The following is a 19,237-nucleotide window of genomic DNA, read 5'->3' as shown; positions in this document are numbered from 1 at the left end:
CGTCGCCACAGCAATATTGGTCTTGTCCACTGGGGGTCCCGCCGTAGGGAGAGTGACCTACGCCGGGGGCGCGCGGCCCTCGTAGGCTGGCGGGATGGACGACCTCGATCGGCATGCCGTGACCCTGCGCGCGCTCCCGCCCTCCTGCGGGCCGGTGCGGCTGATCGCGGTGGACGGCCACGCCGGGTCGGGGAAGAGTACCTTCGCCGCCCGGCTCGCGGCGGCCCTCGGCGACGGCGTGCCGGTGCTGCACCTCGACGATCTGGCCAGCCATGAGGAACCCTTCGCCTGGACGGACCGGATGCTTTCCGAGGTGATCGCACCCCTCGCGCAGGGCCGCACCGCGCACTATCACCCGTACGACTGGAATCTGCGTCGCTTCACCTCCTCGCGTGCCCTCGAAGCGGCTCCCCTCGTGCTGATCGAGGGGGTTGGGGCGGGGCGACAGGTGTTGCGCCCGTATCTGGCGTGGCTGCTGTGGATGGAGAGAGAGGCCGAAGAGTCCTGGCAGCGGGGCCGCCGACGCGACGGAAACGAACTGTCCACTTTCTGGGACGGCTGGACGGTGGCGGAGACACGCCATTTCGCCGCGGACCCTTCTCGTCCGTTCGCGAATGCCCTGGTGCGTGAGTGCCAGGAGGGGTACGAGTGGCTGCCGGGACCTCCTGCGACAGCGCGACCGAACCGACTCATCACACAGGGTGACCGCCTTCCCCCGGTATCCTGAGCTCCATACTGAGCAGTCGGGATTCCGCCTCAAGAGTGCCTGAAGTCTTCTTGACCGACGGGGCGCACAGGTCTTACGTTCTCAATGTGCGGCTTTCCGGAGCCGCCGCAGACGCGAAGCCCCCGGTTGTTCCCCCGTGATCGGGGGCTTCGTTCTGCCCTCACCCCCCACTTCGGCGGCGCGGCCACATGCCCCCGCTCACCCTGGGTCACCGCCACCGGATCGCTCGCGGCACCCTTAGTGGCAACCCCTTTGCGCAGGTACGATGCACCTCGGTGGGGTCAATTCCCGTCCACGGCAAGGCGTTTATGTACGCTGCGGTCGGGCGTCCGCCCGGCGGGATCACGCACGTTTGTGGGGGATCTGATGGACATCGGCACGCAGGGCGCACCGGCCCCGGCCGACCTCGCCTGGGTGCGCGGCGTGGACGCCTACACGATGGGTGCGTATCCGCAGGCGGAGGAGGAGTTCCGGACCGCGGTGCGGCTCGATCCCGGAATGGCCGACGGCTGGCTCGGGCTGCATGCGCTGCGCGTCGACACCACGACCGCGTTACTGCGCATGTACCGGGCCCGCGAGCGCTTCGGTGAGCAGCGCGCCCGGCACCGCCGCACCCTGAACTCCTGGTACTGGCTGGGCTGGTGGGTTCAGCCGGTCCTGGAGAGCCGACGCGATCTGCTCCTCGCGCACGCCTCTCACTGGCTGGACGGCCGCCATGTGCCCGAGCTGGACCGGGCGCTCGCCGCGCTGCCGCCGGTGGACGCCGATCCCCAGGTGCGCTTTCTGCACGCCTGCCGGGCATACCTGGTCAAGGACTGGGAACAGCTCGTACGCCACACCGAGCCGCTGGTCAACGATCCGCTGCTGGGCATCGAGGCCGGGCTCTTCGGCGGCATGGCGCGGGTGCGCCTGGAGATGTACGGGCAGGCCGAGCCGCTGCTCTCCGCCGCCCTGATGCGCTGCCGCAGCGAGCAGCCGCAGCGCAAGGAGCTGCGCTACTGGCTGGCGCGGGCGCACGAGGGCACCGGCCGCAGCGCGGCCGCCCTGCCGCTGTACCGGGCGGTGCACCGGATCGACCCCGCGTTCATGGACACCTCCGCGCGCCTCGCCGCGATCGCGGAGTACGACGGCATCGACGGGTACGACGAGGCCGCAGGGTTCGCGGCCGTGTCCCTGGCAGGCGTCGGGCAGGACGTGGTGGACGCGCAGGCCGAGGGTGAAGGGCCGCTCGCGGCCGAGGCACGCATCGGAGTCGATCCGCAGACCCAGCTCCCGGGCTCGGTGCCGAGCTCCCCGCCCGAGGGCGTACGGCACAAGGCGGTGGTCCCCGCGCAGCCGCCTCCCCCGGCCTTCCCCGCGGGCCCCACCGATCCGGTGCTGCTCGCCGAGGCACTTGCGCAGTTGGAGCGGATGGTCGGCCTGGAGCCGGTCAAGCGGCAGGTCAAGGCCTTGTCGGCGCAGCTGAAAATGGCCCGGCTACGGGCCGGCCAGGGCCTTCCGGTCCAGCCGCCGAAACGGCACTTCGTCTTCTCCGGCCCCTCGGGCACCGGCAAGACCACCGTGGCGCGGATTCTCGGCCGGGTCTTCTACGCGCTCGGGCTGCTCGGCGGCGACCATCTGGTCGAGGCCCAACGGGCGGATCTGGTGGGCGAGTTCCTGGGCCAGACCGCGGTGAAGGCCAATGAGCTGATCGACTCGGCGCTCGGCGGCGTGCTGTTCGTGGACGAGGCGTACAGTCTCTCCAACTCCGGCTACACCAAGGGCGACGCGTACGGCGACGAGGCCCTGCAGGTCCTCCTCAAGCGCGCCGAGGACAACCGCGACCATCTGGTGGTCATCCTGGCCGGCTATCCGGAGGGCATGGACCGGCTCCTCGCCACCAACCCCGGACTGTCGTCGCGCTTCACCACCCGGGTCGACTTCCCCTCGTACCGCCCTCTCGAGCTGACCGCGATCGGTGAGGTGCTGGCCGCCGAGAACGGCGATGTGTGGGACGACGAGGCCCGCGAGGAGCTGCGCTCGATCAGCGGCCATGTGGTCGACCAGAGCTGGATCGACGAGCTCGGCAACGGCCGCTTTCTGCGCACGCTGTACGAGAAGAGCTGCGCCTACCGCGATCTGCGGCTGTCCGGTTACCCGGGTACACCGACCCGCGAGGACCTTGCCACGCTGCGGCTGCCCGATCTGATGCAGGCGTACGGCGAGGTCCTGTCGGGTCGCGGTCCGGTGGACCGCGACCCGCAGGATCCTCCGGGCTGAGTCAGCCGACCAGGGCGGAGTCCAGGGCCGCCTGCGGTGCCCGGGGCACGGTCACCCGGTGGGACGGGTCGCGGACCTCGCCGACCAGCATCTCCAGCACGTCCTCCAGGGCCACCAGACCCAGCACCCGGCCCGATGCGTCGGCGACCTGGGCGAGGTGCGTGGCCGCGCGGCGCATCACGGTGAGGGCGTCGTCCAGGGGAAGCTCGGCCCGCAGAGTCGCCATGGGGCGCCAGATCTGCTGGGGTACGGCCCGTGTGCCGTCCTCCATGTCGAGTACGTCCTTGACGTGGAGGTAGCCCATATAGGGACCGCCGCCCTCGGCACAGACCGGGAAACGGGAGAAACCGGTGCGTACCGTCAACTCCTCGATCTGCCGCGGAGTGACCGAAGGCGGCACCGTCACCAGCGTGGAGCGCGGGATCAGCACATCGGTCACCGGACGGCTGCCCAGCTCCAGGGCGTCCTCAAGACGCTCCTGCTCAGCCGGTTCGAGCAGCCCCGCCTGGCCGGAGTCCTCGACCAGGCGCCCCAGCTGCACGCTGGTGAAGGCCGCCTCCACCTCGTCCTTGGGCTCGACGCGGAAGGCCTTCAGCACCAGCCGGGCACACGCTCCCAGCCCCACCGTGACCGGGCGGCACAGCCGGGCGAAGCCGACCAGACCGGGGCCGAGCCAGAGCGCGGTCTTCTCGGGGGCGGCCATGGCGAGGTTCTTCGGGACCATCTCGCCGATGACGAGATGCAGGAAGACGACCACGGCCAGGGCGATGACATAGCCCAGCGGATGGATCAGCCCTTCGGGCACATGAGCCGCGTGGAAGACTGGCTCCAGCAGATGCGCCACGGTCGGTTCGGCCACCGCGCCGAGCGTCAGCGAGCAGATGGTGATGCCGAACTGCGCGGCGGCCATCATCTGCGGCAGATTCTCCAGACCGTGCAGCACCTGCCGGGCCCGCGACGAGCCCTGCGTGGCGAGTGGATCGATCTGGCTGCGGCGTACGGAGACGAGGGCGAACTCGGCTCCGACGAAGAAGCCGTTGGCGAGCACCAGGAGCACCGCGAACAGCAGTTGGATCAGGCTCATCGCACTGCCTCCGGCACGGCCGGGGCGTCGGCGGTGCGCACCAGGCGGACCCGCTCGGCGCGGTAGCGCTCCACCTGGCGCACCGAGAGGCGCCAGCCAGGCAGTTCGGCCCGGTCGCCGGGCGCCGGGATGCGTCCCAGCAGATCGGCGACGAGCCCGGCCACCGTCTCGTACGGCCCGGCGGGCACCTCAAGGCCTATCCGGCGCAGCGTGAGGACCCGGCAGCTGCCGTCGGCCTCCCAGGCGGGCCGGCCCTCCTCCGGAGCGGCGGGGGCGAGTTCGGGCCGGGCGTCGGCCTCGGCGTCGTGCTCGTCGCGTACCTCGCCGACGAGTTCTTCGACGATGTCCTCGAGCGTGACGACACCGGCGGTGCCGCCGTACTCGTCGACCACCACGGCGATGGGCTGCTCGCTGCGCAGCCGTTCCAGGAGCTGCTGCACGGGCAGCGTCTCGGGCACCAGCAGCGGCGGCACGGCGACCCGCTCCACCGGGGTGCGCAGCCGCTCGTCGACGGGGACCGCGAGGGCGTCCTTGAGGTGCACCATCCCGACGATCTCGTCGATGCGCTCCCGGTAGACGGGAAAGCGCGAAAGGCCGGTCGCCCGGGTGAGGTTGAGGACGTCCGCCGCGGTGGCGTCGCTCTGCAGGGCGCTCATCTTCACCCGGGGGGTCATCACATGCTGTGCCGTGAGATGCCCGAGCGAGAGCGTGCGTACGAACAGATCGGCTGTGTCCTGCTCCAGCGCGCCGGCCTGCGCCGAGTGGCGGGCCAGCGCCACCAGCTCGCCGGGGGTGCGGGCGGATGCCAGCTCATCGGCCGGTTCGACGCCGAGAAGCCGCACGAGCCGGTTGGCGACGGTGTTGAGCAGGGTGATGACCGGCCGGAACACCTTCGAGAACAGATGCTGCGGACCGGCGACGAACCGGGCTACCTGCAACGGCCGGGAGACCGCCCAGTTCTTGGGCACGAGCTCGCCGATCACCATCTGGACGGCGGAGGCGAGCAGCATCCCGACCACCACGGCGATCCCGGAGACGGCCCCTTCGGGCAGGCCGGTCGCGGTCAGCGGCCCGTCGAACAGCCGGGCCAGCGCCGGTTCGGCGAGCATGCCGACGACGAGCGAGGTAATGGTGATACCGAGCTGGGTGCCGGAGAGCTGGAAGGACAGCTCCCGCAGGGAGGTGACGACGCGGCGGGCGCGGCGGTCTCCCTCGGCGGCCGCGCGCTCGGCGTCCGCACGCTCCACGGTGACGAGGCCGAACTCGGCCGCCACGAAGAAGCCGTTGGCGAGGATCAGAAGGAAGGCTGCGGCGAGCAGCAACAGGGGGACAATCATGCCGCCGCCTCCTGGGAGGGGGCGGCGCAGGTACTACCGGACGATCCGTCCATTGCTGGAGGGAGTCACTCCTCGGGTCGCAGGTGGCCCCGCGGGCCGCTGGCGGCCCGGTGGTGCGGGACGGGGCGCGCTTGGCGCCACCGCCACCAGAGTAACGTTCAGTCCTCGTCCGGGCGTGTCCCCCGGCTCTCCGCGAGCGCCCGCAACGCGCGGGCGTCACGGACGGCGTGCTCCCTGGCGATGCCGGGCTGGATGCCCAGCACCGGCAGGCTGGTGCCGTCGCTGAGGTCGAGGAAGACCCAGGGGTCACCCGGGCGGAGGTTGACCCGCACGATCTCCGCCCACTCGAGACGGCGCATACGAGTGAGATTGACGACAGTGACGCCCGTCTCGTCGGCGACCACCTTGGGCCTGCTCAGCAGGGCCAGTACACCGAAGAAGAGCAGCGCGGTGAAGACGAAGCTGCTCCGCTCCCCCGCACTGAGGTTCTCCAGCAGCAGTGCGATCGCGGTGATCACGAAGAACATCGCCGCGCCCACGGTCAGCAGGACGATCCGGGTACGGGTCGGCCTGAATGTGACCGGCAGCGCGGGGACTTCGGGCGCATCTGCGGGCATGGTGGCGGGCATCCCTCAGAGCCTGCAGGCGTGGATGGCCGTGGTGAGGATCGCCCGCGCACCGAGGTCGTACAGATCGTCCATGATCCGCTGCGCCTCCTTGGCCGGGACCATGGCGCGCACGGCGACCCAGCCCTCGTTGTGCAGCGGCGAGATGGTCGGTGACTCCAGGCCCGGGGTGAGGGCGACGGCCTGCTCGAGGTGCTCGGCCCGGCAGTCGTAGTCCATCATCACGTAGCTGCGGGCGACCAGGACGCCCTGGAGACGGCGCAGGAACTGCTGCATCTTCGGGTCGTCGGACTCCGCGCCGATGCGGCGGATGACGACGGCCTCCGATTTCATGATCGGCTCGCCGATGACCTCCAGGCCGGCATTGCGCAGGCTGGTGCCGGTCTCCACGACGTCCGCGATGACCTGCGCGACGCCCAGCTGGATCGCCGTCTCGACCGCGCCGTCGAGGTGCACGACGGAGGCGTCGATGCCTTCGTCGGCGAGGTGCTTGGCGACGATGCCCTCGTAGGAGGTGGCGATCGTCATTCCGCCGAAGTCGCCGACGCCTGCGGCCGTGCCCGGCTTGGTCGCGTAGCGGAACGTGGAGCGGGCGAAGCCGAGCTCGAGGATCTCCTCGGCGTTCGCGCCGGAGTCCAGCAGCAGATCACGGCCGGTGATGCCGATGTCGAGCTTGCCGGAGCTGACGTAGATCGCGATGTCGCGCGGGCGGAGGTAGAAGAACTCGACCTCGTTCTCGGGGTCCACGAGCACCAGCTCCTTGGACTCCTTGCGCTGCTGGTAGCCGGCCTCATGGAGCATCGCCGACGCAGGTCCGGACAGTGAACCCTTGTTGGGGACAGCGATGCGCAGCATGAGACGGGCTTCCTTTGTTCGCGTGTACGTGTTCGCGGCTACGGAGATGCTGGTGCGGGTGATCAGAGGTGGGCGTATACGTCGTCGAGGGAGATTCCCCTGGCGACCATCATCACCTGGACGTGGTAGAGCAGCTGAGAGATCTCCTCGGCTGCGGCTTCCTTGCCCTCGTACTCGGCGGCCATCCAGACCTCGGCGGCCTCCTCGACGACCTTCTTGCCGATGGCATGCACACCCTTGTCCACCAGTTCGGCGGTGCGGGAGGTGGCAGGGTCGCCGTTCTTCGCCTTGAGCTGCAGCTCGGCGAAGAGCTCTTCGAAGGTTTTGTTCGCCATGATGGTCCCCAGGGTAAGGGGTGCGACCCCGGGACTCAGCGCCAGGGTTCGCTGACGGTGCGCAGCGTGGCGGCGGTGGAGAGTGCCGCGGTGACCGCCTCGTGCCCCTTGTCCTCGTTCGAGCCCTCCAGGCCCGCCCGGTCCAGCGCCTGCTCCTCGGTGTCGCAGGTCAGCACGCCGAAGCCGATCGGGACTCCGGTGTCCACGGAGACCTTGACGAGGCCCTCGGTGACGCCCTGGCACACATAGTCGAAGTGCGGGGTGCCGCCCCGGATGACGACGCCGAGCGCGACGATCGCGTCGTAGCCGCGGCCCGCGAGTACCTTGGCGACCACCGGGAGCTCGAAGCTGCCGGGGACCCGCAGCACCGTCGGCTCGTCGATGCCCAGCTCGTGCAGTGCCCGCAGAGAACCGTCTACGAGGCCGTCCATGACCTTCTCGTGCCACTGGGCCGCGATCACTGCCACCCGCAGGTCACCGCAGTTGCGTACGGACAGTTCGGGTGCACCCTTGCCGCTCATGTCTCTCCCTTGCCGCTTACTGACTTACTGGTTGCCGCAGGCCGACGCGCTGGAGGCGTCGAGCCAGGGCAGGTCGTGTCCCATCCGGTCCCGCTTGGTGCGCAGATACCGGAGATTGTGTTCACCCGCCTGGACGGGCATCGGCTCGCGGCCGTGGACCGTGAGGCCGTGCCGGACGAGCGCGGTTTCCTTTTCGGGGTTGTTGGTCATCAGCCGGAGGCTGCGTACCCCGAGGTCCTCGAGAATCTGGGCGCCTGCCGCGTAGTCGCGGGCGTCGGCGGGCAGTCCGAGTTCGAGGTTGGCGTCGAGCGTGTCGCGTCCGCGCTCCTGGAGTTCGTACGCGCGCAGCTTGGACAGCAGGCCGATGCCGCGCCCCTCGTGGCCGCGCAGATAGACGACGACGCCGCGGCCGGTCTCGGTGATGTGTTCCATGGAGGCCTGCAGCTGGGGGCCGCAGTCGCAGCGCAGCGAGTGGAAGATGTCGCCGGTCAGGCACTCGGAGTGCATCCGGACGAGGACGTCCTCACCGTCGCCGATCTCGCCGTGGACGAGCGCGACATGTTCTATGCCGTCGACGGTGGAGCGGTATCCGTAGGCGGTGAACTGACCGAAGGAGGTGGGCAGATTGACCGCGGCCTCGCGCTTGACGGTCGGCTCCGAGGAGCGGCGGTAGGCGATCAGGTCCTCGATGGAGATGATCGTCAGGCCGTGCTTGCGGGCGAACGGAATGAGCTCGGGCAGCCGCAGCATCACCCCGTCCTCGCCCGCGATCTCGACGATCGCACCGGCAGGACGCAGGCCCGCGAGGCGGGCGAGGTCGACGGCGGCCTCGGTGTGGCCGTTGCGCACCAGCACTCCGCCGGGCTTGGCACGCAGCGGGAAGATATGGCCGGGGCGTACGAAGTCGGAGGCCTGGGTCTCGCCGCCGGCGAGCAGTTGCAGGGTGGTCGCCCGGTCGGCGGCCGAGATGCCGGTGGTGACGCCGTACGCGGGGCCCGCGTCGACGGAGACCGTGAAGGCCGTCCGCATCGACTCGGTGTTGTGCTCGACCATCTGCGGCAGGTCGAGCCGGTCCAGTTCCTCACCCTCCATGGGGGCGCAGATCAGACCGCGGCACTCGCTCATCATGAAGGCGACGATCTCGGGCGTGGCCTTCTCGGCGGCGATGACGAGATCGCCCTCGTTCTCGCGGTCCTCGTCGTCGACGACCACGACCGGGCGTCCGGCGGCGATGTCACGGATGGCCTGCTCGACCGGGTCGAGGGCCAGATCCTCGACGTTGTCGGTGGAGTACCAAGTGGGCAGTGCGGTCATGCCGCCGCTCCTTCCAGGACGGGCTGGGCGCTCTTGCGGGAGCGCAGCCACCAGTCGCGCATGCCCCACAGCACGAGCGCGAAATAGATCACGTAGACCAGTCCGGAGAAGGCCAGGTCACTGTTGAAGGCCAGCGGCACGCCGACAACGTCGACGAGCAGCCAGGCGAACCAGAACTCGACCAGACCACGCGCCTGGGCGACCATCGCGACGAGCGTCCCGATGAAGATGTACGCGTCGGCCCACGGGCTCCAGGACAGCGACGGGTAGAGCGTGAACAGCCCGCCGACGGCCAGCGTGCCGACGGCCGCACCGGCGACGAGCACTCCGCGCTCGCGCCAGGAGGCGAAGCGCACGGCGATGGTGCCGTCCTGGGTCTGCTGCTTGCCGCGGGTCCACTGCCGCCAGCCCCACACGGCGACGCCGATGACCAGGAGCTGCTTGCCGACTCCGCCGCTGAGCTGGGCGGAGGCGTACGCGGCGACGAGGATGACACCGGAGGCGAACTGGGCGGGCCAGGTCCATATCGAACGCCGCCAGCCCAGCGCGAGCGCGATCAGGCCGACGATGTTGCCGATCATGTCGGACCACTTGATGGGCTGTTCGAAGGCTGTGAAGGCCACCGAGTTCAGCCAGGACAGGGCGCTCACTTGGCTGTCTCCTTGGCGTCCGGGCCGAGCAGCCGCTCGACGTACTTGGCGATGACGTCGACCTCGAGGTTGACCGGGTCGCCGGGCTGCTTGATGCCGAGCGTGGTCAGCGCGAGCGTGGTCGGGATCAGGCTGATGGTGAAGTAGTCGGGGCCCGCGTCGACGACCGTGAGGCTGACGCCGTCGACCGTGATGGACCCCTTCTCGACGACATAGCGCGTCAGGTCGGCGGGGAGCGAGATCTTGACGATCTCCCAGTTCTCGGACGGCTTGCGCTCAAGGACCGTGCCGACATTGTCGACATGGCCCTGGACGATGTGCCCGCCGAGCCGGTCACCCACAGCCATCGGCCGCTCCAGGTTGACACGGGAGCCTTCCTGGAGCGCGCCGAGACTGGAGCGGTTGAGCGTCTCGGCCATCACATCGGCGGTGAACTCGCCGTCGCCGAAGTCGACGACGGTGAGGCAGACGCCGTTGACGGCGATGGAGTCGCCGTGCTTCGCGCCTTCGGTGACGAGGGGACCGCGCAGTCGGAAGCGGGAGGAGTCGCCGAGGTTCTCGACGGCGGTGACCTCACCCAGCTCTTCAACGATTCCGGTGAACACTCAGCGCTCCTTGGGGGATGTTGCGGGGATGGCACTCATACGCAGATCGGGGCCGATGCGCACGGTCTCGGTCAGCTCGAGCCGCAACGCTTCGGTGATGGTGGAGATTCCGGCGTCGGCGAGGGCGGCGGGGCCCGCGCCGAGCAGTACGGGGGCGAGATAGCCGACGACCTTGTCGACGGCTCCCGCAGCGACGAAGGACCCGGCGAGGGTCGGGCCGCCTTCGAGGAGTACGGAGCGGACACCGCGCCGGTACAGGTCCTCCAGCAGGGCCGGTACGGACAGGCCGTGCGCCGCACGGGGCAGCCGTACGACCTGTACGGCGTCGGGCAGTTGGGGCTCGGCATCCTCGGCGACCGCGATCAGCGTGGGCGCGGCGTCGTCGAGGACCCGGGCGCCGGGCTTGACGGCGGTGGCGTTGGTGTCGACGACGACCCGCAGCGGCTGAACGACGCCTGCTGTCCCGCGGACCGCGAGGTGCGGGTCGTCGGCGCGGGCCGTGCCGGATCCGACGATCACCGCGTCGGCCTCGGCGCGCAGCCGGTGGACGTCGGCACGCGACTCGGGCGAGGTGATCCAGCGGCTGGTGCGGTCCTGCGCGGCGATGCGTCCGTCGAGGGTGGCGCCGTACTTCCACAGGACGTAGGGCCGGCCGAGACGTACGGAGGTGAGCCAGGCGATGTTGCCCGCCTCGGCCTCTTCGGCGAGCAGGCCGGACTCGACCTGGACACCGGCGGCGCGCAGGGTGTCTCCGCCGCCGGTGGCCTGCGGGTTCGGGTCGCTGACCGCGTACACGACGCGGCTGATACCGGCCTCGATCAGCGCCTGGGCGCAGGGGCCGGTGCGACCGGTGTGGTTGCAGGGTTCGAGGGTGACGTACGCGGTGCCGCCGCGGGCGCGCTCGCCCGCCTCGAGCAGGGCGTGGACCTCGGCATGCGGGCCGCCGGCCCGCTGGTGGTAGCCCGCGCCCACCTGATGTCCGGAGGCATCGAGGACGACGCACCCGACGACCGGGTTGGGGCTGGTGGAGCCGAGTCCGCGAGCGGCGAGCCGGATCGCTCGGCGCATGGCGTCTGTGTCGGCTGCGGTGGCCACCGGGTTCTCCTGCCTCTTCGGGCACGAACTCCGGGGCCTGTCGATGACGACAGAACGTACGAGCAACGACACCGAGAGCAACGCCGAATGTGGCCTGCCTCAAGGACAAGCCGACGGCGGCGTGCAGGGTGCCCGCCCGCCGCGCACTGCCTCCCATCCGGACTTTAACCGTCGGTCCAGGAATTTCACCTGGTCAACCGGCCACTGGATGCGGCCGGGTCGCGGACTGTAACCGCCGGTTCGGACTTTCACCGACCCCGGAGTGCGCTGCTTCTGGTACAGAGTCAGTGTGCCACGACTGATCGTCGGCCATGCGAGTGAATATATGTGGGCTGTCTCACGCCGATCGGCATTCCCTGGACAGCCGACCCCGAGAGGAGCCTTGATGACCACAATCCTTGTGACCGGCGCCACCGGAACGCTCGGCCGGCCGGTGACGGACCTGCTGCGCGCGGACGGGCACGAGGTGCGGGCGCTGAGCCGCCATTCCCAGCCGTACGCAGTCGATCTGCGCGAGGGGACTGGGCTCGACGCGGCGGTCCAGGGTGTGGATGCCATAGTCCACTGCGCGACCAGCCCGCGCGGCGGCGACGAGGGGGCGGCCGGGCATCTGATCGAGGCCGCGCGGCGGGCCGGGGTGCCCCATCTGGTCTATATCTCGATCGTGGGCGTGGACCGTTTGCCGCTCGGCTACTACAAGAGCAAGCGCGCGGTCGAGCGCATGGTGGAGGACTCGGGTCTGGGCTGGACCGTGCTGCGGACGACACAGTTCCATGATCTGGCGCTGCAGATACTGGCGTCGTCGGCGAAGCTGCCGGTCATGCCGCTGCCGGCAGGCGTGAGCGTGCAGCCGATCGACGCGGCCGAGGTCGCCGGGCGGCTGGCGGAGCTGGCGGTGGGCAGGCCCGCGGGTTTTGTCGCCGAGATGGGCGGTCCGCAGGTCCGGACGATGCCGGAGCTGGCTCGCGCCTATCTGCGGGCGACGGGCCGCAGGCGGCCGATCGTCCCGGTACGGCTGGCGGGCAAGGCGTACGCGGGGTTCCGCGCCGGGAGGCATCTGACGCCGGAACGGGCCGTGGGTAAGCGGACGTTCGAGGAGTTCCTCGACGAGCGCTTCGGCGGGGGCGGGGAGGGGCGCGCGGGCGGGATGCGATAAGCGCGTACGGAGCGGTTTGGGCACGGGCACGGGCGCGTGAGCCCGGTGGGGCGCGGATGGCTTCGTGAGGTCTCGGCCTCCTGGCCGCCGCGCTGCCGCCGTTCAACCCGATGAACCCGTGCTCCGCCCGCTGTCCGCGGGGCCGCGCTCATCGCGCTGCCGTGGCCCAGCCTGTGCGGTTCGCAGGCGGGAAGAGCTCCTCCTGCGCCGCCTCGCGCGCGGTGATCAGCGCGCCGCTCAGGACCCCCGCGCCGCCCAGTGCTCCGGCACGTACCTCCGTACGCAGCGGGGAGAGCGGGGCCAGCAGTGACTCCACCCTGGCGGCCAGCTCCGCGCCGCCCGCATGGCCGACCTCGCCGCCGAGGACCACGCAGCCCGGGTCGAGCACGGCGGCGACCGCGGCCGCGCCCAGCGCAAGACGCCCGGCGAGGGCGTCCAGGAACTCGTCGTGCCCGGCTGCCACCGCCGCACGCACGAGCGCCGCGGCCGCGGGCTCCTGGGCCCCGTCCGCCTCGATGCCGTATTCCGCGGCGAGCGCGCAGATCGCGCCGGACCCGGCCAGCGAGTGGAAACCGCCCTCACAGTCGACCGCGGACGGCACGCCCCTCGTGCCGGGCACCGGCAGGAAGCCGATCTCCCCCGCGCCGCCGGAGGCTCCGCGGCGGAGCCTGCCGTCCAAGAAGAGCGCGGCCCCGACCCCGTGTCCCAGCCAGAGGAAGACGAAGGTGTCCCGGTCGCGGGCCACCCCGAGGCGCTTCTCGGCGACGGCCGCCAGATTGGTCTCGTTCTCGACGACGACACGGGCCGGCAGCCGCTCCTGGAGCGCGGCGACGAGGCTGCGGTGCCAGGCGGGCAGGCCGCTGGTGTCGCGCAGTTCGCCGCTGACCGGATCGATGAGTCCCGGCGCGCCGATGCCGACGCTGTGCAGCCGGGCCGCGCCCGCCTCCCGCGCGGTCCGCTCGACCAGCGCGACCGCCCGCTCGACGGCGGGCTCGGTACCGGTGTCGCTGCCGATGGGCAGTGCGGCCTCGGCGAGGGTGGCGCCGAGCAGATCGGCGACGACGACGGTCACGCTCTGGGTCCGTACGTCGAGGGCGGCGAGATGCGCGCGGTCGGCGACGATCCCGTAGACGCGGGCATTGGGCCCGCGCCGCTCGGCGCCCGCCTCGCCGACGATCTGGATCAGGCCGGAGCCCTGCAGCCGTTCCACCAGATCGGCGACGGTGGGACGGGAGAGTCCGGTCATGGTCTTCAACTGCCCTGCCGTCAACGGGCCTTCCTGCTGCAGCAGTTGGAGTGCGAGCCGGTCGTTGATGGCCCGGGCGGTGCTAGGGGATGCGGGCATGCCGGAATCCTTCCAGATGCCTGCCGCCACTATTTATCAGGCAGGGTTCCTGATAGTTTACTCAGAAGGTCGACGGGAGGGGCATCGACATGGCATACGAAGTCGTCTTCAGCACTGGACAGTTGAAGCGGGCTCGGTATGCCGTCGCTGCCGTTTTCTGCGTGCACGGCGCGGTCACCGGCAGCCTCGCCACGCGTATCCCCTGGATCCAGGACCATGCCGGGGTCGGCGCCGGACAGCTCGGGCTGGCGCTCGCCTTCCCCGCGCTGGGCGCGTCCGTGGCGATGCCGCTGGCCGGCGCGGTCAGCCACCGCTTCGGCGCGCGCAACGCCCTGCGCGGTCTGCTCGCTCTGTGGACCCTCTCGCTGATCCTGCCGTCCTTCGCGTCGAATCCGCTCACGCTCTGCGGCGCGCTCTTCGTGTACGGGGCGACGGCGGGAATGTCGGATGTGGCGATGAACGCGCTGGGCGTCGAGGTCGAGAACCGGCTCCACCGCTCGATCATGTCCGGGCTGCACGGGATGTGGAGCGTCGGCGCGCTGATCGGCTCGGCGGGCGGCACGCTCGCCGCGCATCTGGGCAGCGACGCCCGCCTGCACCATGTCATAGCCGCCGCGACGCTCACAGCCCTCGGGCTGATCGCCTGTCAGGGCGTACTGGACCTGCGCAGCGCACCGGACGAGGCGCCGCCGCCGAGGTTCGCACTGCCGCCGAAGTCGGCGCTGCTCATCGGCGCGGTCGGATTCTGCGCGGTATTCGCGGAGGGTGCGAGTCTGGACTGGTCGGCGGTCTATCTGCGCGATGTGATGGACACATCGGCCGGGCTGGCGGCCGCTTCCACCGCGACCTTCGCACTGACGATGGCGGTGGCGCGGCTGGTGGGCGACCGGATCGTGGACCGCTTCGGATCGGTGCGCACGGTTCGGGTGGGCGGCGTGCTGGCGACCGCGGGCGGTCTCCTGGTGGTCCTGGCGCCGTATCCGGCGGTGGCGATGACCGGCTTCGCCTTCATCGGGCTCGGTGTCGCGGTCGTCGTACCCCTGGCCTTCGCGGCGGCGGGGCGCAGCGGCCCCAACCCGAGCCAGGCCATCGCGGGCGTCGCCACGATCACGTACACGTCGGGCCTGATCGCCCCCTCGGCGATCGGCGCGGTGGCGGACGCGACGAGTCTGGTGGTGTCGTTCGGCCTGGTTACGGCGCTCGCCTGCGGGCTGGTGGTAGGGGCGGGGGTGCTGCGGTCGAGAGGCGGCGGGAGCGTGAAGTCGGGCGCGGCGGAGGCGGTTGCGGAGCCGCGGCGCTGAGCGCCCTTCCCACAACTGAGCTCCGCCCCAGACCTCGCGCCTCAGACGTCGGCGAGGCTTGTTTCCGAGGGTTTGGGTCAGCCCGCGATCGAGTCGAGCTGTTCCGCCGCCGGGCGCAACGCCCACACATCACCCCCGGGTGGCGCCTCCAAGCGCAAAACCGCCGCCCGCGCCCCGACGTCGCCCGCGTCCGCCGCCGCGTGGACCACGTCGCTCGCCGCGTACCGGTAGAACTCCAGCTCCGGATGCGGCCACGCAGCCGAACCCGTCGCCGCCGGGAGCAGGTAATCCACCGCCTTGAACAGGCTCTGCCCCCGCGGCCCGCGATAGGCCCACAGGTCCACGCCCGCGTGCGACCCGATCGCCGCCAGCCGGGTGTACGCGACCAGATCGAAGGTCGAGTAGTGCCAGCTGCGGGTCCGCGCGAGCTCCTGCGGCTGGCTGCCGTCCGCGGCGATCTGCGGGTCGATCCGCTTGGCGCGCGCGTCGAGGACGACCTTGCGCGCGAGTTCCTTGTCCCCGGTGGCCAGCGCGAGCGCGGCGACCTGCATGTCGTGGAACGTTCCATGGTTGTTCTTCGCCGCCGCCTCCTCCTTGCCGAAGCGCGAGTTCACCAGCCAGTCCAGGAAGGCGGTGTTCCATGCCCGTATCCCGGCCCGGTCGCCCTTCGACCAGCCGGGCGCCCCGGTGTCGAGGATCGCGATGGCGTCCAGGACGCTGGTGTACTGCTGCGAGAAGTCGATGATGCCGATCGCCCGGCCGTCGTACTTGCAGGGGATGAACTGCCCGTGGTTCAGATTGGGATTCATCCGGGTCGCCGGATCCACGAACCAGGTGCGCAGGATCTTCGACGCGTGCGCGGCGTACTGCTTCTTGCCCGTGTAGTACCAGGCGAGGCTCAACGTGGTCACCGAGTTCACGACCTTGCCGATATCGGGGCGGTCGGTGCCGGTGTCGACCTCGGGATTGCGCTCGCCGTCACGCTGAACGTACGGACAACCCCAGGGATTCTCCGGCGTCTTGGGCTGGGAGGGCCACCAGTAGGGCGCCTGGCTCAGATAGTCGTGCATGTCGCCGCTCGGCGCCGGCTTGGGCTTGTCCACAACGGTCCAGGGCCCCTGCCCGAGCCAGCCGTCCGCGCGGACGACCAGACTTCTGGCCGCCTTCCGCAGTGCCGGATCGCCGTGGCCGAGCCGCACCTTGGCCTGCTGGAGCCGACTTCCGTCGATCACCACCGTCTTCGGCACCCGGTGCGAGCCGGACGCGGCGGCGGCCTGGGACGATGCGATCGGCAGCAGGACGGCGACACAGGCGGCCGCGGCGGTGAGCAGAACTCCCGGGCGCCGTCGGGGTCTTCCGGTCATCGAGCACTCCCATCAGATATGTGAACGGGATTCATGAACGAGACCGTGCGAGCGTAGACCACTCCCCCGTTCCGGGGAAGCCCCGGCCCGTCACCGCGTCATCGGGCGGTCGGCTGGGACGCTGCCTGAATGGCACAGACGGAACAGTTCGACACACGGGCCGACCACCGCCCGGCCCCGGTCGGCTCCGTGGTGGAACGCATGCGCTCATTGCGCGCGAACTGGCCGGCGACGGACGGGATCGCGGTCTTCAACCGGGTCTATCTGGCGGTGACGGAGGAGATCGGCCGGCGCATCGACGGTGGCGACTTCGCCGACCGGCGGGCCGCCGTCACACTCGATGTCCTCTTCGCCCGGCGCTACCTCACGGCCGTGGACACGGCGGCCGCCGGACGCCGCCCGCCGGCCTGCTGGCGGCCGCTGTTCCAGTACCGGCGCCATCCCGGCGTACGGCCCCTGCAGTTCGCGCTCGCCGGGATCAACGCCCATATCGGGCACGATCTGGCGCTCGCCGTGGTGGACACCTGTCGTGCGCTGGGCTGCGAACCGGCCGATCTGGAGGGAGAGTTCGACCGCGTCGGCGACATCCTCACGCTCCTCGAGGAGCGCATCCGCGAGGATCTGATGCCGGGCCCCGACCTGCTGGAGATCGCCGATCCGCTCACGCATCTGCTCGGCTCCTGGAGCCTTGAGCGGGCCCGCGACGGAGCCTGGTCGGCGGCGCGGCTGCTCTGGGGAGTGCGCAAACTCCCGGATCTGGCCCAGGAGTTCACGCAGCGCCTCGACGCCGGCGTCGGCCTCGTCGGGCGCTGCCTGCTCACGCCCTGGCCGTAAACCGCGCTGACGCGCGGCCGGCGTCTGAGCAGTTGAACACCGTCCGGGAGCGGCCGGATCGCGGCCGGCCCCGGACGGTTGGTCTCAGTCCTCCGGCAGCTCGACCGGGGCAAGCTCGTCGTACAGGTCACCGGGGCCGGGGTTGCTCGGGTCGGTTGTACCGCCGAGGTGGGCCATCACGCCCCACACCGCGTTCAGCGCGGTCTGCACGGCGCCCTCGGCCCAGCCCGCCGTCCAGGAGATGTCGTCACCCGCGAGGAAGATGCCGCGCTTGTCCTCGGGCAGCCGGTCCTGCATGAAGTGGGTGAACAGCCGCCGCTGGTAGCGGTAGTGACCGGGCAGGTTCGCCTTGAACGCACCCATGAAGTAGGGCTCGTTCTCCCAGGACACGGTGACCGGGTTGCCGATGATGTGGCTGCGGATGTCGACCTTCGGGTAGATCTCGCCGAGCGACTTGAGCATGACCTCCATCCGCTCGTTCGCGGACAGCGGCAGCCACTTGAGGCTGTCGTCACACCAGGTGTACGAGAGGCAGATGACGGCCGGCTTGTCAGGACCGTTGTCCAGCAGATACGTGCCGCGCGTCATACGGTCGGTCAGCGTCATCGACATGACGTCCCGGCCGGTGTGCTCGTCCTTGTCCAGCCAGAAGGGCCGGTCGACCGGGACGAAGAGCTTGGACGACTCCATGTAGTGGGTCCGCTCCATCGCCGTCCAGTGGTCGATGGGGAAGAGCGAGTCGTCACAGGCGATCTTGGAGAGCAGCATCCAGGACTGCGCGGTGAAGATGGCCGCCTGGTAGGTACGGATGTCGCCGGCGGCGTCGGTGACGGTGATCCGGTTGCCCGCGGTGCGGTGCAGCCGGGTCACGGCCGGCTTCGGCTCACCGTCGTGCAGGGAGGACAGCGAGGTGCCCTGCGCCCAGTGCACGATCTTCTCCGGCTCGCGCTCCCAGAGCCGCAGCGGCAGCTGCTGGCTGCCCTCGACGATGCCGCGGTGGTGGTCGTCCGCCTCGGAGTAGACGACGCGCAGGATCTCCAGGATGGAGTTGGGGAAGTCGGTGTCCCAGCCGCCGGTGCCGAAGCCGACCTGACCGAAGATCTCGCGGTGCCGGAAGGACTTGAACGCCTCGGACTCGCAGAGGAAGCCGTAGAACGTCTGGTTGTCGAGCTTCTCGACCAGCTTCGCCCAGATCTCGCGGATGCGCGGCACATCGCGCTCACGCATGGCGCGGTTCATGTCGGAGAAGTCTGCGCCCTCTTCGAGGCAGGCGTTCCACGCGTCCATCACATCGCGGTAGACCTGCGGCAGGTCGTCGATGGTCTCCGCGTAGTGCGACTCGCCCTTGAGGTCGACGACGGTCGACGGGGTGATGGGGGCGAGCGGGTTGGGGAAGGGCTGTGTGGTCAGGCCGACCAGGTCGATGTAGTGCTGCAGCGCGGTGGAGGAGGGCGGGAAGCGCATGGCGCCCATCTCGGCGCTCAGCTCGCCGTCACAGCCGTCGAAGCCGACAGTGCGCAGCCGGCCGCCGATCTGGTCGGCCTCGTAGACGACGGGCTTGAGGCCCATCTTCATCAGCTCGTACGCGGCGACGATGCCGGAGAGACCACCGCCGATGACCGCGACCTCGGTGCCGTGTTCCGTCGCCGGTATCTGGCCCAGGCCGGCCGGGTGGGCGAGGAAGTCGTCGTACGCGTACGGAAAGTCCGGACCGAACATGGTGATCGGCGGCTGCTCATCGGTGTGCTGGACAGCAGTGGTGGGCAACGTGGACGTCATGGGGTACGGACTCCTTGCGACAAAGCGTGTGCGGCGAGCGGGGAGGGCTT

The 19,237-nt window shown here is 70.3% G+C and carries 18 protein-coding genes and 1 riboswitch; of the genes, 5 read left to right on the top strand and 13 right to left on the bottom strand.

Going from position 1 to position 19,237, the window contains the following annotated elements:
* Positions 1-94 precede the first annotated feature (94 nt).
* Both OG729_RS33185 and OG729_RS33180 read left to right on the top strand, forming a co-directional pair.
* Positions 95-727 (top strand): uridine kinase, encoded by a 633-nt coding sequence (locus OG729_RS33185; protein WP_405809600.1) that lies wholly within the window; start codon positions 95-97, stop codon positions 725-727.
* A 366-nt stretch (positions 728-1,093) separates the two neighbouring features.
* On the top strand, positions 1,094-2,986 hold the full coding sequence (locus OG729_RS33180) for an AAA family ATPase (RefSeq protein ID WP_360883582.1): 1,893 nt from the start codon (positions 1,094-1,096) through the stop codon (positions 2,984-2,986).
* Between the two features lies 1 nt (position 2,987).
* Here the strand turns inward: OG729_RS33180 and OG729_RS33175 are convergent, their stop codons facing one another.
* From OG729_RS33175 to ribD, 10 genes are all read right to left on the bottom strand, one after another.
* A complete protein-coding gene (locus OG729_RS33175) occupies positions 2,988-4,070 on the bottom strand; it encodes a hemolysin family protein (protein ID WP_360883579.1) in 1,083 nt (360 codons plus the stop codon).
* Positions 4,067-5,407, bottom strand: coding sequence for a hemolysin family protein (locus tag OG729_RS33170; protein WP_405809598.1), 1,341 nt, complete (start codon positions 5,405-5,407; stop codon positions 4,067-4,069). The genes OG729_RS33175 and OG729_RS33170 overlap by 4 nt, the downstream gene beginning before the upstream one ends.
* A gap of 158 nt (positions 5,408-5,565) precedes the next feature.
* On the bottom strand, positions 5,566-6,036 hold the full coding sequence (locus OG729_RS33165) for a PH domain-containing protein (protein WP_405809596.1): 471 nt from the start codon (positions 6,034-6,036) through the stop codon (positions 5,566-5,568).
* 3 nt (positions 6,037-6,039) lie between these two features.
* Positions 6,040-6,888, bottom strand: coding sequence for an ATP phosphoribosyltransferase (hisG, locus tag OG729_RS33160; RefSeq protein WP_360883573.1), 849 nt, complete (start codon positions 6,886-6,888; stop codon positions 6,040-6,042).
* A gap of 62 nt (positions 6,889-6,950) precedes the next feature.
* On the bottom strand, positions 6,951-7,223 hold the full coding sequence (locus tag OG729_RS33155) for a phosphoribosyl-ATP diphosphatase (protein WP_142215995.1): 273 nt from the start codon (positions 7,221-7,223) through the stop codon (positions 6,951-6,953).
* Positions 7,224-7,258: 35 nt separating this feature from the next.
* The gene (gene ribH, locus OG729_RS33150) at positions 7,259-7,744 is read right to left on the bottom strand and encodes a 6,7-dimethyl-8-ribityllumazine synthase (RefSeq protein ID WP_360883570.1); all 486 of its coding nucleotides are present in this window, start codon (positions 7,742-7,744) and stop codon (positions 7,259-7,261) included.
* A 24-nt stretch (positions 7,745-7,768) separates the two neighbouring features.
* On the bottom strand, positions 7,769-9,058 hold the full coding sequence (locus tag OG729_RS33145; protein ID WP_360883567.1) for a bifunctional 3,4-dihydroxy-2-butanone-4-phosphate synthase/GTP cyclohydrolase II: 1,290 nt from the start codon (positions 9,056-9,058) through the stop codon (positions 7,769-7,771).
* Complete coding sequence (locus OG729_RS33140) at positions 9,055-9,708, bottom strand: nicotinamide riboside transporter PnuC (protein ID WP_405809594.1); 654 nt, start codon at positions 9,706-9,708, stop codon at positions 9,055-9,057. The genes OG729_RS33145 and OG729_RS33140 overlap by 4 nt, the downstream gene beginning before the upstream one ends.
* Positions 9,705-10,313: a riboflavin synthase gene (locus tag OG729_RS33135; RefSeq protein ID WP_360883562.1), complete on the bottom strand. Its 609-nt coding sequence runs from the start codon at positions 10,311-10,313 to the stop codon at positions 9,705-9,707. The genes OG729_RS33140 and OG729_RS33135 overlap by 4 nt, the downstream gene beginning before the upstream one ends.
* Positions 10,314-11,408: a bifunctional diaminohydroxyphosphoribosylaminopyrimidine deaminase/5-amino-6-(5-phosphoribosylamino)uracil reductase RibD gene (gene ribD / locus OG729_RS33130; RefSeq protein WP_405809592.1), complete on the bottom strand. Its 1,095-nt coding sequence runs from the start codon at positions 11,406-11,408 to the stop codon at positions 10,314-10,316.
* A 139-nt stretch (positions 11,409-11,547) separates the two neighbouring features.
* Positions 11,548-11,678, bottom strand: a riboswitch (FMN riboswitch).
* Positions 11,679-11,793: 115 nt separating this feature from the next.
* On the opposite strand from ribD, the gene OG729_RS33125 reads away from it, so the two are divergent.
* Positions 11,794-12,564, top strand: a complete 771-nt coding sequence (locus OG729_RS33125) for an SDR family oxidoreductase (protein ID WP_405809591.1) — start codon at positions 11,794-11,796, stop codon at positions 12,562-12,564.
* 148 nt (positions 12,565-12,712) lie between these two features.
* Here the strand turns inward: OG729_RS33125 and OG729_RS33120 are convergent, their stop codons facing one another.
* Positions 12,713-13,909: an ROK family transcriptional regulator gene (locus OG729_RS33120; RefSeq protein ID WP_405809589.1), complete on the bottom strand. Its 1,197-nt coding sequence runs from the start codon at positions 13,907-13,909 to the stop codon at positions 12,713-12,715.
* Between the two features lie 89 nt (positions 13,910-13,998).
* Here OG729_RS33120 and OG729_RS33115 point away from each other — a divergent pair, with 89 nt between their 5' ends.
* Complete coding sequence (locus OG729_RS33115) at positions 13,999-15,210, top strand: MFS transporter (RefSeq protein ID WP_405809588.1); 1,212 nt, start codon at positions 13,999-14,001, stop codon at positions 15,208-15,210.
* 77 nt (positions 15,211-15,287) lie between these two features.
* On the opposite strand, the gene OG729_RS33110 is transcribed toward OG729_RS33115, so the two are convergent.
* Complete coding sequence (locus tag OG729_RS33110) at positions 15,288-16,574, bottom strand: alginate lyase family protein (RefSeq protein WP_405809586.1); 1,287 nt, start codon at positions 16,572-16,574, stop codon at positions 15,288-15,290.
* A 129-nt stretch (positions 16,575-16,703) separates the two neighbouring features.
* Between OG729_RS33110 and OG729_RS33105 the strand changes: the two genes are divergently transcribed.
* Positions 16,704-17,408 (top strand): DUF5995 family protein, encoded by a 705-nt coding sequence (locus OG729_RS33105; protein ID WP_405809585.1) that lies wholly within the window; start codon positions 16,704-16,706, stop codon positions 17,406-17,408.
* Between the two features lie 84 nt (positions 17,409-17,492).
* Here OG729_RS33105 and OG729_RS33100 read toward each other — a convergent pair whose 3' ends face one another.
* Positions 17,493-19,187 (bottom strand): NAD(P)/FAD-dependent oxidoreductase, encoded by a 1,695-nt coding sequence (locus OG729_RS33100; RefSeq protein WP_360883543.1) that lies wholly within the window; start codon positions 19,185-19,187, stop codon positions 17,493-17,495.
* Between the last annotated feature and the right edge of the window lie 50 nt (positions 19,188-19,237).

The sequence above is a fragment of the Streptomyces sp. NBC_00210 genome, assembly GCF_045160975.1.
Lineage (GTDB): Bacteria > Actinomycetota > Actinomycetes > Streptomycetales > Streptomycetaceae > Streptomyces.
Note: the sequence above shows the minus strand (reverse complement) of the source record. Positions and strands in the feature narration are given on the sequence as shown.